General features: G+C 71.1%; 12 protein-coding genes. 8 read left to right on the top strand and 4 right to left on the bottom strand.

Features of this window, described 5'->3' with window-relative positions; all coding sequences use genetic code 11:
• Positions 1 to 4 precede the first annotated feature (4 nt).
• Both ACIBHY_RS14175 and ACIBHY_RS14170 read right to left on the bottom strand, forming a co-directional pair.
• Positions 5 to 709 carry a polysaccharide deacetylase family protein gene (locus tag ACIBHY_RS14175; protein ID WP_397306848.1) on the bottom strand — a complete coding sequence of 235 codons (705 nt, stop codon included), beginning with the start codon at positions 707 to 709 and terminating at the stop codon, positions 5 to 7.
• 27 nt (positions 710 to 736) lie between these two features.
• A complete protein-coding gene (locus tag ACIBHY_RS14170) occupies positions 737 to 1,759 on the bottom strand; it encodes an iron-siderophore ABC transporter substrate-binding protein (RefSeq protein WP_397306847.1) in 1,023 nt (340 codons plus the stop codon).
• A gap of 54 nt (positions 1,760 to 1,813) precedes the next feature.
• On the opposite strand from ACIBHY_RS14170, the gene ACIBHY_RS14165 reads away from it, so the two are divergent.
• Entirely contained in the window at positions 1,814 to 2,815 is a 1,002-nt protein-coding gene (locus tag ACIBHY_RS14165) for a FecCD family ABC transporter permease (protein ID WP_397243372.1), read from the top strand.
• Between the two features lie 65 nt (positions 2,816 to 2,880).
• On the top strand, positions 2,881 to 3,939 hold the full coding sequence (locus ACIBHY_RS14160; protein ID WP_397306846.1) for a FecCD family ABC transporter permease: 1,059 nt from the start codon (positions 2,881 to 2,883) through the stop codon (positions 3,937 to 3,939).
• A 58-nt stretch (positions 3,940 to 3,997) separates the two neighbouring features.
• Here the strand turns inward: ACIBHY_RS14160 and ACIBHY_RS14155 are convergent, their stop codons facing one another.
• Positions 3,998 to 4,693, bottom strand: coding sequence for an endonuclease V (locus ACIBHY_RS14155; RefSeq protein ID WP_397243376.1), 696 nt, complete (start codon positions 4,691 to 4,693; stop codon positions 3,998 to 4,000).
• Positions 4,694 to 4,836: 143 nt separating this feature from the next.
• Here ACIBHY_RS14155 and ACIBHY_RS14150 point away from each other — a divergent pair, with 143 nt between their 5' ends.
• The 4 genes from ACIBHY_RS14150 (at position 4,837) to ACIBHY_RS14135 (ending at position 9,713) form a co-directional block, all read left to right on the top strand.
• Positions 4,837 to 6,078 carry an ATP-grasp domain-containing protein gene (locus ACIBHY_RS14150; protein WP_397306845.1) on the top strand — a complete coding sequence of 414 codons (1,242 nt, stop codon included), beginning with the start codon at positions 4,837 to 4,839 and terminating at the stop codon, positions 6,076 to 6,078.
• 1 nt (position 6,079) lies between these two features.
• A complete protein-coding gene (locus ACIBHY_RS14145) occupies positions 6,080 to 7,348 on the top strand; it encodes an acetyl-CoA carboxylase biotin carboxylase subunit family protein (RefSeq protein WP_397306844.1) in 1,269 nt (422 codons plus the stop codon).
• Positions 7,341 to 8,633, top strand: coding sequence for an MFS transporter (locus tag ACIBHY_RS14140; protein ID WP_397243382.1), 1,293 nt, complete (start codon positions 7,341 to 7,343; stop codon positions 8,631 to 8,633). Before ACIBHY_RS14145 ends, ACIBHY_RS14140 begins: the two co-directional genes overlap by 8 nt.
• An 84-nt stretch (positions 8,634 to 8,717) precedes the next feature.
• Positions 8,718 to 9,713 carry a LysR family transcriptional regulator gene (locus ACIBHY_RS14135; RefSeq protein WP_397306843.1) on the top strand — a complete coding sequence of 332 codons (996 nt, stop codon included), beginning with the start codon at positions 8,718 to 8,720 and terminating at the stop codon, positions 9,711 to 9,713.
• On the opposite strand, the gene ACIBHY_RS14130 is transcribed toward ACIBHY_RS14135, so the two are convergent.
• On the bottom strand, positions 9,710 to 10,561 hold the full coding sequence (locus tag ACIBHY_RS14130; protein ID WP_397243386.1) for an aldo/keto reductase: 852 nt from the start codon (positions 10,559 to 10,561) through the stop codon (positions 9,710 to 9,712). The genes ACIBHY_RS14135 and ACIBHY_RS14130 overlap by 4 nt on opposite strands.
• Positions 10,562 to 10,728: 167 nt before the next feature.
• Between ACIBHY_RS14130 and ACIBHY_RS14125 the strand changes: the two genes are divergently transcribed.
• Entirely contained in the window at positions 10,729 to 11,709 is a 981-nt protein-coding gene (locus tag ACIBHY_RS14125; protein ID WP_397243388.1) for a DUF5937 family protein, read from the top strand.
• A 499-nt stretch (positions 11,710 to 12,208) separates the two neighbouring features.
• Positions 12,209 to 13,231: an N-acetylneuraminate synthase family protein gene (locus tag ACIBHY_RS14120; RefSeq protein ID WP_397243389.1), complete on the top strand. Its 1,023-nt coding sequence runs from the start codon at positions 12,209 to 12,211 to the stop codon at positions 13,229 to 13,231.
• Positions 13,232 to 13,233 lie beyond the last annotated feature (2 nt).

Here is a 13,233-nt window from a genome sequence, read left to right as displayed (position 1 = left end):
AGGTTCAAGCCGGCGCGGGCAGGTCGTCGAAGCCGAGGCAGCGCAGGCCCAGCCGGGCGGCCTCGGCCAGCAGCCGGTCGAGGCGGTCCGGGGCCAGGTAGTTGGCCTCGTGGGCGGGGGCGATCGCGTGCGCGTACAGGGTCAGGGCCTCCTCGCGGTCGGCGGCTCGGCGCAGGGCGCCGAGCAGGGCGGCGTCGGTGAGACCGCGGGGCCGGAACATCCGGCCGTTGTCGGCGCCCGCGCCGATCAGCACCCGCCGGCGCGGGAGCTCGGCCACCGGCACGAAGAAGTCGCCGACGTCGGCGGGCTCGGCGCCGTCCGGCACCCCGCGCCCGCCCCGAAGCCGGTCGAAGACCGTCGTCAGGACCGTGTCGGAGGCGGGGGAGCGGGCGCTGTTCGGATAGGCGAAGCTGCGCGCCCGCAGCCCCTCGGCCGCCAGGGCGGCCAGGCACGGCTCGATCTCCTCGCGCAGGTACGCCGCGCCGCCCGCCTCGGCCACCCGCTCGTCGGCCCTGAGATGCCGGAAGCCGTGGGCGCCCACGCTGTGGCCGTCGGCGGCCAGGTCGCGCAGGCCCGCCCAGCTCCGGACCTGCCACGGCTCGCTGACGAAGAACGTCACCCGGGCGCCGTGCGCGCGGAAGACCTCCCGTGCCGCGCGCCACTCCGGCACGAAGAAGTCGTCGAAGGTCAGCAGTAAGATCCCACTCACGCGACCCAGCCTAACGCGTTAACGCGCTCAACTCTTGATCTGGGGGACCATCTGCTCGATCGCGTACGGGATGCTCAGCACGGTGTTGAACGACAGCGCCGCGCCGATCGGCGGGTCCTGGTACGTCAGGAACAGGTCGCGGCCCTCCTTGGCCACCTTCAGCTCCTTGTAGACCGCGTCCTTCTTGATCCGCTCCCACGGCTCCTTGCCGGTGGTCAGCCAGACCAGCCGGTCGACCTCCAGCATGTTCAGCCCCTCCGAGCCGAACTCGGCCACGTTGGACGTGCCCGCCTGCTTGGTGATCTTCTCCGGGATCGTGAAGCCCAGCTCGGCCAGGAACGCCGACTTCGGGTCGCCCTTCTGGAAGGCCGAGTAGGTGCCGGCCTTGAAACTGTCGGCGGCCACCGCCGTCTTGCCCGCCCACTGCGGGTTGTCCTTGCGCGCCTGGGCGAACCGGTCCTGGATGCCGGTGATCAGGTTCTTGGCGTCGGCCTCCTGGCCCAGGGCGCGCCCGGCCAGCAGCGTCATCTCCTGCCACGGGGCGGCGTAAGGGTCGAAGCCCTTCGGCTGCGCCACCACGGGGGCGATCTTGGAAAGCTGGTCGTAGGTCGCCTTCTGGACGCCCGAGTACATGGCGAAGATCAGGTCGGGCTTGAGCGCGAGCAGCTTCTCCATCTTCACGCCGTCCTCGCGCAGGCCGAGCACGGTCGGCTCGGTGCCTGCCCACTTGTCCTTCGTCCACGGCCAGTCGCTGAACGGGCTGCGCTGGAACCAGTCCACCACCCCGACCGGCTTGTGGCCGAGCGCCAGCACCGGCTCGTGGTCGCTGAGCCCGATGGTGACGATCCGCTCGGGCTTCTTCTTGATCTCCGTCGTGCCGTACAGGTGCTCGACCTTCACGGGGAACGCGCCGGCCGCGCCGGGTGCCGCGGAGGCTGTGGCCTGGCCCTCCGCGGTCTTGTCTTGTGCGGGCTGCGTGCCACCGCAGGCGGTCGTCAGGCTCAGCGCCAGGGCGGCGAGCGACACCAGCAGGCGTCGAGGAGTGTCCATGGGACCGTGATAGTAAGGTAAGCCTTCCCTCTTCTTCAATTTGATCGGACCTCGGTGACTCGTCAGAGATCGTTGCTGATCACGGGCACCGTGGTCGTCCTGCTCGGTCTGGTGCTGCTCTCCCTGGCCGTCGGCAGCCGGGCCATACCGCTCGCCGACGTCGCCCGCGCGCTGACCGACCCCGCGAGCGTCGACCCGGAGACCGCGGCCATCGTCCGCGGCACCCGCCTGACCCGCACCTTCGTCGCGATCCTCGCCGGAGCCGCGCTGGGACTGGCGGGCGCCGTCATGCAGGGCCTGACGCGCAACCCGCTGGCCGACCCGGGCCTGCTCGGCGTCAGCGCGGGCGCCGCCTTCGGCATCGTGGCCTCCGCCACCTTCCTGGCCGCCACCGGGCTGCTCACCACCATCTGGTTCGCCTTCGGCGGCGCCGCGCTGGCCGCCGTCGTCGTCTACGCCCTGGGCAGCCGCGGCAGGGGCGGCGCCTCCCCGGTCAAGCTCGCGCTGGCCGGCGTCGCGCTCACGTACCTGCTCGACTCCCTGACCAGCGGCCTGGCCCTGACCGACCCCGAGGCGCTCGACCGCTACCGCTACTGGTCGGCCGGCTCGCTCACCGGCCACTCCAACGAGACCGTGCTGACCGTCCTGCCGTTCCTGGCGCTCGGGGCGATCCTGGCGTTCGGCACCGCCCCCGCGCTCAACTCCCTGGCCCTGGGCGACGACGTGGCCGTCACCCTCGGCCGCCGCCTGGGCCCGACCCGCCTGCGCGCCGCGATCGCCGTCACCGTCCTGACCGGCGCCGCCGTGGCCGTCACCGGCCCGATCGTCTTCGTCGGCCTGGTCGTCCCGCACCTGGTCCGCATGGTCACCGGCCCCGACCACCGCTGGCTGCTGCCCGGCGCCGCCCTGGTCGCGCCCTGCCTGGTGCTGCTGGCCGACATCCTCGGCCGCGTCGTCGCCCGCCCCCAGGAGATCGACGTGAGCCTGGTCGCCGCGCTGCTCGGCGCGCCGTTCTTCATCGCCCTGGTCCGCCGCCGCAGGGTGGCCGAGCTGTGAGCGGCCGTCATGGCCCGGCGTCCGAGGGCGGCCACGCCACTGCGGCTCCGAAGGGCGGCCGCGCCGTGAGCGCTTCCGGCGGTGTGCGGCTTTCCCGGCACCGCGCGGCCTTCCGGCTGGTACGGCCGGCCGTCTCCGGAACCGTGCGCCCGCGTGTCCTGGTGGTCTGGCTGGCCCTGGCCCTCGCCGCCTTCCTGACCTTCTGCCTGGCCGTGGGGATCGGCGCCGGGGACATCGCGGTGCCGTTCGGCGAGGTGCTGCCCGCGCTGTGGGGCAGCGGCGATCCCGCCACCCTCTTCCTGGTCCACGAGCTGCGCCTGCCCAGGGCGGTGGTGGCCGTGCTGACCGGGGCGGCGTTCGGCATGGCGGGGGCGCTGTTCCAGTGCATCACCCGCAACCCGCTGGCCAGCCCCGACATGCTGGGCATCACCCAGGGCGCGGGCACCGCGGTGGTGGCCGCCATCGTCCTGGGCTTCACCGGGCTCGGCTCCCAGGCCCTGGGCCTGGCGGGCGCGCTGGCCGCCGGTCTGCTGATCTACGTGCTGGCGTGGAACCGCGGCACCACCGGCTACCGGATCGTCCTGGTCGGGATCGGCGTCAGCTGGATCTGCGTGAGCGTCACGTACTACCTGCTCAGCCGGGCCGAGCAGTACCAGGCGGCGAGGGCGCTCGGCTGGCTGGTCGGCAACCTCAACGACCGCGGCTGGGACCACGCCCGGCCCCTGGCGCTGGCCCTGGCCGTCCTCGTGCCGGTGGTGCTGCTGCTGACGCGCGGGCAGCGGGCCCTGCAACTCGGCGACGACGTGGCCATCGGGCTGGGCGTGCGGGTGCAGCGTGCGCGGGTGGCGCTGCTGCTGTGCGGGGCCGCGCTGGCGGCGTTCGCGACGGCCGCAGCGGGCCCGGTGCTGTTCGTGGCACTGGCCGCCCCGCACCTGGCCCAGCGCCTGGCACGGGCCCCGATGCCACCGGTCACCGCCTCGGCCTGGGCGGGCGCGACGCTCGTGGTGGTCAGCGACCTGATCAGCCAGCGCCTGCTGACCGAGACGGTGCTGCCGGTCGGCGTGGTCACCGGCGCGCTGGGCGCGCCGTTCCTGCTGTGGCACCTGGCCCGCTCGCGCACGTAGGCGGTTCTCGCGCACATTTCTCGTGCACGTAGGCAGGGTTTTTGTGGGTGTGGGCGGTTCAGGGGAGGCGGGACAGGTGGTCGGCCCGGCGGATCGGCTCCGGGACGCGGTAGGCGGGCGACAGGCGCAGGATGTGCGCGCAGGCGTTGTCCAGGCCGACCCCGTGGCCCTGGGAGACGAAGACCGGCTTGACCCCCTCACGGGTGCGCAGCGCCCGGCCGACCACCTCGCCGTCGAGCCGGATCGCCGACCAGGCGCCACGGGCGGGCGGCGGCTCGGCGTGCTCGCCGACGAAGGGCGTCTTGGCCACGCCGATCGCCGGCAGCCCGGTCAGCACGCCCAGGTGGCAGGCCAGGCCGAAGCGGCGGGGGTGGGCCAGGCCGTACCCGTCGCACACCAGCAGCTCGGGACGGACCGACAGCTTGTCCACCGCCGCCAGCAACGGCGGCAGCTCGCGGAAGGCGAACAGGCCCGGCACGTAGGGAAAGCGCGCGCGCTGCCTGACCACCGCCCGGTCCACGACCTCCAGGCTCGCGGCGTCGAGCACCACGACGGCGCCCACCACCTCGTCGTCGTCCCGGTACCCGACGTCGAGACCGGCTACCAGGCCCGCCTCGGCCGGTCCCGGGCTGTCAAGGTCGGTGAACGGCCGCAGGCGATCCTGTTCGGCCTCGGCCTCGGCGACGGTCGCGGGCCAGTGGGGTTCGGGGGCGTGGAAGGTCACCGGCGCCATTCTGCCACGCGCTTTCAGCATCGCTAAAGGATGGTTGAAAGACCTTTTCACTGGTTACCCGGGTGGCCCCCGGTTAGCATCGAATTCGAAATCCCTTTACTCCGTGTTCCGGGACGAAATTCGTGGGGGCCTCGATGAGTATTATCCTGCTGCATAAAAAGAATTTGAGCCGGCGCAGGCACCTGGCGCGCACGCGGAAATACGCCGAGGAGCACGGCCACCGGGTCATCATGATCATGAAGGATCCCGAATGGGAGGCCGACTACGTCGACGAGGTCGTGGTCGCCGACACCAGCAGCATCGACGAGACGTTAAGCGCCGCCAAAGCCGTGGCCGCCGCCGAGAGCGCCCCGATCGACGCGGTCGTCACCTTCGCCGAGGCCGCGGTGCCCTCCGCCGCCCGCGTCGCCGCCGAGTTCGGGCTGCCGGGGGTCAGCGAGCGGACCGCGCATCTGGCCAGGGACAAGTACCTGATGCGGGCCGCGTTCGCCGAGGGCGGGGTCGCGCAGCCCAGGTTCGCCCTCGCCGCGACCCTGGAAGAGGCGGTGAAGGCGGCCGACGAGGTCGGCTTCCCGATGGTGCTGAAGCCGATCATCGGCACCGGCAGCATGTACGTGCGCAGCGTCGCCACCATGGCGGAGCTGGAAGAGCACTTCGACGTCATCCGCGAGGGCGCGTGGGCCGGCTTCACCTACGACCCGCTGCACGACTCCGCGATGCGCTCCTACGGGGGCGGCGTGCTGGCCGAGCAGTTCGTGCCGGGACCGGAGATCTGCGTGGAGTCCCTGGTCGTGGCGGGCACGACCCACGTGCTGGCCATCCACGACAAGCCGCTGCCGACCGGGCCGACCTTCGAGGAGGTCTACGCCTGCACGCCGACCCGGCTGCCGGCGAAGACGGTCGAGCGGATCGCCGCCGCCGTACGGGACGTGCACGAGGCGATGGGCATACTCACCGGGCCGACCCACGTGGAGTTCCGGCTGGCCGGCGGGGTGGAGCCGGTCGTGCTCGAGGCCGCGGCGCGCATGGGCGGCGGACCCATCTACCGCTCGGTCCTGCTCAGCACCGGGGTGGACCTGGTGGAGGCGGCGCTGGACCTGGCGCTGGGCCGTACCCCCGAGATCGCGCCGCGCGCGGTCGCGCGGCCCATCGGCTTCTGGAACATCTTCCCCGAGCGGGCGGGCACGCTGAGCGAGATCGTCGGCCTCGACCGGGCGGCCGCCGACCCGCGCGTGGACGAGGTGGAGATCTACCGTCACCTCGGCGACCACCTCGAGGTGCCGCCCCGCACCTTCCAGGGCCACGGCCACCTGATCTTCAAGGTGAACGACGTGGACGAACTCGACCCGGTCTTCGACGAATTGGTGCGCACGCTGCGGCTGCGCACCGACCCCGAGGGGCGATGACATGTCCGACGGATTCCCGCCTGACGACCCCGCCGACCACCGGCCGCTGATCCTGCTGGTCAACAGCGGGATGAACCCGCAGTACCGCGAGTGGGGGCTGCGCGGGCTGCACCGCGAGTTCCGGCTGTGGCTGCTGGACGCGCGCGAGGCCACCTGGGACCGGCCCTACCTCGTCGGCCAGACGAAGGTGGACGCGCTCGACCTGGACGAGGCGCTGGAGGCGGCCAGGGAGCTGTTCAAGCGCATGCCGTTCGCCGGCGTGCTCTGCTACGACGAGATGCGCGTCCACAACGCCGCGCGGATCGCCGAGTCCCTCGGCGTGCCCACCAGCCCCTCCGAGGCCATCCTGGCCTGCAGGGACAAGAGCCTGACCCGCGCCCGCATGACCCCGGACATCCCCGGCTCGGTCCGCTCGACCCCCGTGGCCGACGCGGCCGCGGCCCACCGCGTCGCCGCCGAGATCGGCTATCCGGTGGTGCTCAAGCCGCGGGCGCTGGCCGGCAGTGAGGGCGTGGCCCGGGTGGACGGTCCCGGGCAGCTCGACGCGCAGTTCGCCTTCACCGAGCGCGCCCACTTCGCCGAGGTCGAGCGCTACGCCGAGGGCGTGCTGGTCGAGGAGTACCTGGACGGCCCGGAGATCGGCGTCGACGCCGCCGTCTTCCACGGCGAGGTCGAGCCCGTGTTCATCTCGCGCAAGGAACTCGACCGGCCGCCCACCTTCGAGGAGACCGGCCACTTCGTCAGCACCGACGACCCGCTGCTGCACGACCCGGAGATCGTCGAGGTCGTGCGCGCCGCGCACGCCGCGCTCGGCTTCGACAACGGCGTCACCCACACCGAGCTGCGGCTCACCGCGAGGGGCCCGCGCGTGGTCGAGCTCAACGGCCGCCTCAGCGGCGACCTCGTCTCCTACGTCGGATTGCTGGCCACCGGCGTCGACCTGCTCGTGGCCGCCGCGCGGATCGCCTGCGGCGAGCGTCCCGACGTACGGCCACGCCGCCGCTCCAGCGCCGCGGTGCGCTACTTCTACCCCCCGCACGACATGGTCGTGGACGACCTGCGCCTGGACACCGACCGGCTGCCCCCGGGCATCTGGGAGGTCACCCTGCTGGCCGAGCCGGGCAAGCGGCTGCTGCTGCCGCCGGGCTCGTTCGTGAAGGGCCGGATGGCCGCGGGCTTCGCCGTCGGCGAGGACGCGGCGGCCTGCGACCGTTCGCTGAAGGGGCTCGGCGAGCTGTTCCACGTCCATGGCCGGCGGATCGATGGCTGAAAACCGCGGGACGGAGGCGGAGACCCTGGAGGAGCGGCCGGGTTCGCTGTTCCGGGTCAACCGCTCCTTCCGGTTGTTGTTCGCCGCCGCGGCGGTCAGCATGTTCGGCACCCAGATCAGGCTGCTGGCGCTGCCCCTGGTCGCGGTGATCGTGCTCAACGCCTCGCCCGGCCAGGTCGGCGTGCTCGGCATGCTGGGCACGATCGCCTTCCTGCTGATCGGGCTGCCGGCGGGCGCATGGATGGACCGGGTGCACGGGCGCCGCAGGGTGATGGTGGTGGCCGACCTGGTGCGCGCCGCGCTGGTCGGGTCGGTGCCGGTGGCGTACGCGCTGGGTGTGCTCTCGCTTCCCCAGCTGTACGTGGTCGTGGTCCTGAGCGGCTTCGCCACCGTGTTCTTCGACGTCTCCTCGCAGAGCTACCTGCCCGCCATCGTCTCGCGCGAGCGCCTGGTGGAGGCAAACTCCCACCTGGGCGGCATGGAGGCGGTCAACAACGTGGCGGGACCGGCAGGCGCCGGGTTCCTCATCCAGCTGATCACCGCGCCGCTGGCCGCCGCCGTGGACGCCGTGGGCTACGTGTGGTCGGCGCTGTGCCTGTCGCGCATCCGCGACCGCGAGGCTCCCCCGCCGCCTCCCGAGGGCGGGAAGCGCCACCTCGTGCGCGAGATCAGAGAGGGCCTGGTCCTGGTCTTCGGCCACCCGCTGCTGCGGGCCATCGCGATCAACGGCGCGATGGTCAACATGTCGGTCTCGATGATCATCGTGATCATGCCGCTGATGTTCCAGCGCGAACTCGGGTTGTCGGCGTTCACGCTCGGCCTGTTCTTCGCCGTGGACGGCATCGGCATGCTGCTCGGCGCCCTGACCGCGCGCCGGGTCACGGCCTGGCTCGGACAGGGCCGCGGCCTGTGGATCATCGGGCTCGCCGTCGTGCCGGCCTGCGCGGTGTTCCCGCTGGTCGACCGTGGGATATGGCTGTGGCTCGCGGGCGCCGCCTGGCTCGTGCTCAACTACCGGATCGGCGTGAACAACGTCATCCTCATCAGCTTCCGCCAGCAGGTGACCCCCACGCATCTGCTGGGCCGGATGAATGCCACCATGCGATTCCTCATGCACGGCGTGCTTTCACTCGGCGCCGCGCTCACCGGGTTGATCGGGCAGTTCGCCGGTGTGCGGACCGCCCTTTGGGTGGGCGCGGCCGGACTGGCCCTCGCGTGGCTGCCGCTCTATTTCTCGCCGATGAGAAAGATGCGGGAACTGCCGCGAGAGGAGCCGGAGTCCTAGGAACCGGTGAATGCGTCGAACGGCACAAAACCACCCGACCGGCGGGGCTGACGGAGGAGGAAGGCCCACGGTTAGGATCGGCACATGATTGAGTTGGCGTTAATGCAGACGTTGCACGCCGTAGCTCGGAGCGGCTCGATCAGCGCCGCTGGGGACGTGTTGCACATCACGACCTCGGCGGTCTCCCAGCGCCTGGCCAAGCTCGAACGCGAGGTGGGCCAGAGCATGCTGGAGCGCCACGGCAGGGGCGTGCGGCTCACCGACGCCGGACGGCTCCTGCTCGGATACGCCGAGCGCATCCTGTCCCTGGCCGACGAGGCGGAGGCCGAACTCGACGGATACCGGGGCGCGGTCGTGGGCAAGCTGTCGATCGCGGGATTCCCGTCCACGGTGCGGGGCCTGCTGCCCCGGGCCGTCACCATGCTGAAACGCGAGCATCCGCAGCTGCGCGTGGAGCTGTCGGAGCAGGAGCAGGAAGGCTCGATGCCCCTCGTGTCCCGGGGGGACCTGGACGTCGCCGTGGTCCAGGACTGGTTCAACGTGCCGCTGGCCGTACCCGATCGGCTGGCCACGAAGCAGTTGCTGGAAGACGTCGTGGACGTGGCGCTGCCGGCCGGGCACCCGCTGGCCGATCGCTCGGTGCTCGACCTGGAGGACCTGGCGCAGGAGGTGTGGATCACCTGGTCGCCCGGCACGGGCTGCCACGACTGGCTGCTGCACACCATGCGCGAGCGCGGGGTGGAGCCGCGGGTGGGACACACCGCCGGTGAGCACCCGACACAGCTGGCGCTGGTGCAGGCGGGCTTCGGGGTCGCGGTCATGCCGAGGCTGGGCCGCGACCAGGTGCCCGACGGCGTGCGGATCGTCCCGGTACGCCCCCGCCTGAGCCGCCGCGTCTACGCGGTCTGGCGCCAGGAGGCCGGCCGTCGTCCCGCGGTCATGGCGGCGGTGGAGATGCTGGCCACGGCGGCCCGGCTGGTGACCCAGCCCGACCACCGGCTGATCGACGGGCCCCTGCCCGCCGGGACGCCGTCCGTCCTGCCCGGACCGCGCGCCCCGGCGGCCGCCATTGGCGCCTAACTCCCCGCGACCTCGCGCGTGAGGTAGGCGAACTGCTCGTCGGTCAGCTCGACGTCGCCCGCCGCGACGTTCTCCTCCAGGTGGGGGATCGAGCCGGTGCCCGGGATCGGGACGATCACGGGGGAGCGGCGCAGCAGCCACGCCAGCGAGATCTGCGCGGTCGTGGCGTCGAGCTGCTTGGCGACCTGCGCCAGCGCGCCGCCGGCGCTGGCGTGGCCGCCCCTGGCCAGCGGCAGCCAGGGGATGAACGCGATGTTCTCCCGCTCGCAGTAGTCGATGACGTCCTCATAGCGGCGGTTGGTGATGTTGTAGAGGTTCTGCACGCTCACCACGTCGATCTGCTTGCGCGCCTGCTCGATCTGCGCGACCGAGACCTCCGACAGCCCGATGTGGCGGATCTTCCCCTCGTCCTGGAGCTGCTTGAGCGCCCCGAACTGCTCCTCCGCCGGGACCTTCGGGTCGATGCGGTGGAGCTGGTAGAGGTCGATGCGCTCGACCCCCAGGCGGCGCAGGCTCAGGTGGGCCTGCTGCAGCAGGTACTCGGGACGGCCGAGCGGCACCCAGTCGTCGCTGCTGGGCCTGCTCTGGCCCGCTTTGGTGCCGATCACCAGGCCGTCGGGGTACGGCCGGAGCGCCTGCGCCAGCTGCTCCTCATTGGTTCCCGGGCCGTAGGCGTCGGCGGTGTCGATGAAGTTCACGCCGAGTTCGACCGCGCGTCTGGCCACGTCGAGCGCGTACCCGGGGTCGTCCGGCAGGCCCCAGTTGCCCTCACCGGTCAGCCGCATCGCGCCGAAGCCCAGCCTCCGGATCGGAAGGTCGCCGCCCAGCGAGAAAAGGGAACTTGGCATCAGACGTTTCTCCATAAGCCGGAATCCGTTTCGGGCCCCATTATGGGGGGTCGCCGCGGAAAGAAGTAGTGAAAGATTCTGTGCCCTGGGTTGAAGCGCCGCTTAAAGCCTCGCGATCCCCCGAAATGCGTGCACAATGGATTTTCCGCGGAAATTGTGGGGGTGTCATGCTGACGCTCGGCTTCTCGGCGGACGACCTCGCCCGCACCCGCTTCGCGACCTCTCCGCTGCAGGAGGTCGTCGCCAGTATCCGGGTGCTCAAGGATCCGGCCGCCCACATCGTGCACGAGCCGTGGGTGGCCGAGACCCGGCCCCTGCTGGCGGCCTCCGGCCTCGACCTCGGCCCGCTGTCCGACCTGGTGCCCGTGCCGAGCTGGTACATTCCGGACTTCCTGACGCCGCCGCCGCTCACGCCGGCCCCCGAGTTCGCCGCCCAGCTGGAGACGCTGCGCGCGACGCCGCCCGGCCAGGTCAGGACCGACCTCGGGCACATGGTCGACGCGCGCTCGCCCTGGGTGGACGCGCTCCACGACGACCCGGTTCCCGGCCTGGCCAGGCTGGCCGGGGTGATCGAGGCGTACTGGGAGCTGGCGATCGCCCCGCACTGGCCGCGCCTGCGCGCGCTGCACCAGGGCGACGTGATCTACCGCGCCCGCCGCCTGGCCGACGGCGGCGCGGCCAGGCTCTTCGCCGACCTGGCCTCCATCGTGCGCTGGCAGGACGGCAGCCTGCACATCGCCCACCCGCGCTACTCCGGCGCGCGTTCCCTGGACGGCCAGGGCCTGCTGCTGGTCCCCTCCGCGTTCGTCTGGCCGTCGGTCTTCTCCAGCACCATCCCGCCCTGGCAGCCCACGCTGACCTATCCGGCGCGCGGGGTGGCCTCGCTGTGGGAACGCCGAGACCGCACCACCGCCGACGCCCTCGCGGCGGTCATCGGGCGCTCCAGGACCCTGCTGCTCATGGAACTCGACACGCCCGCCTCCACCACCGAGCTCACCCATCGGACGGGTCTGGCCGCCAGCAGCGTCTCGGAGCATCTCGCCGCCCTGCGTTCGGCGGGACTGGTCACCGCGCATCGCGCGGGGCGATTCGTCATGTACGCGCGCACCACCGTGGCCGAGTCCCTTGTAATGGCCCCCATCGCGTGATATCCCGCCCCATTAATTTGCCGAGAACATCGGATCACAATGTTGAAGCCCTGCTGAAGGGTGGCGTCCATCGGCGCTTTAAGGCCATCCTGACTTAATGCGATCCACCTGGCTAAATATGTCATGTGTTGACAGTGCGACGACCGGTCGTGTAACACTTGACCAGTGATTTGTGGGGACCTCACATAGATCCGCGTCCAAATGGGTGCGGAGATGAGGCCAGGGGTGAAATCGGGGTGTGATCGATACGGCAAGGGCGGCGCCGGTTGATCGGCACGGATAAACAATCCAAAGGTGTATTCGGCGAGCATGCTCGCCTGGGCGGAGACACTTGAGGATCTCCCATCGCAAGGCGCTGACCAGCGCTGGAGCATGCTTCCTCTGGTACGAGTCGGTTACGGCCAAGAGTGCGGAGCGACAAACATTCGCGCCGCACGTCGACACGTGTGCATGGTAAAGGGGAAAAATGAGTTCGCGGGAACTGGCAATTGCCGGCCGAGTGATCTCGGATGGTTCCGACGCGTATGTAATCGCGGAGATCGGGCACAACCACGAGGGCGACCTGGATAAGGCGGAAGAACTCGTCCTGAAGGCCGCCGCCGCAGGAGCGAGCGCGGCCAAACTCCAGAAGCGCGAGAACACGACCTTGTACACCAAGGCGATGTACGACGAGCCCTATACCGGCAGAAACAGCTACGGCGCCACCTACGGCGCGCACAGAGAGGCCCTCGAATTCGGCCACCACGAATACACGCACCTCGTGAAGGTGGCCGGCGAGGCGGGCATCGACTTCATCTCCACCGCCTTCGACTTCGCCAGCGTCGACTTCCTCGTCGGCATCGGCGTACCGGCGATCAAGCTGGCCTCCGCCGACCTCACGAACACCCCGCTGCTCAGCTACGCCGCGAAGACCGGCCTGCCGCTGATCATGAGCAGCGGCGGCGCGGACATGACCGACGTGCGCCGGGCGCTCGACGTGGTGCTGCCGATCAACTCCAACGTGGCGATGCTCCAGTGCACCGCCATCTACCCGGTCTCGGCCACCGACCTGAACCTGTCGGTCATCGGCACCTACCGGCGGGAGTTCCCGCACGTCGTGGTCGGCTTCTCCGGACACGACCTCGGACCCGACCTCAGCTACGTCGCCTACGCGCTGGGCGCCCGGGTGGTCGAGAAGCACTTCACCCTCGACCGCACCCGGCCGGGCAGCGACCACCACTTCTCCCTCGAACCGGAACAACTGGCAGAACTGGTGGCCGGGCTGCGCCGTACCCGGGAGTCGCTCGGCTCGGGGGACAAGCGCCAGCTGCCCGCGGAGGCGCCGGCCCTGCGGAAGCTGGGCAAGAAGCTGGTCGCGGCCCGTGACCTGGACACCGGCCACGTGCTGACCGAGGACGACATCGCGATCAAGTCACCCGGCGGCGACGGCATGCGGCCGTACCTGCTGGGACAGGTCGTGGGGCGCACGCTGCGCGCGCCGCTGGCCTTCGACGCCGACCTCAGCCCCGACCTTCTCGACTGAGG

It is taken from the genome of Nonomuraea sp. NPDC050547 (assembly GCF_044457345.1).
Lineage (GTDB): Bacteria > Actinomycetota > Actinomycetes > Streptosporangiales > Streptosporangiaceae > Nonomuraea.
Note: the sequence above shows the minus strand (reverse complement) of the source record. Positions and strands in the feature narration are given on the sequence as shown.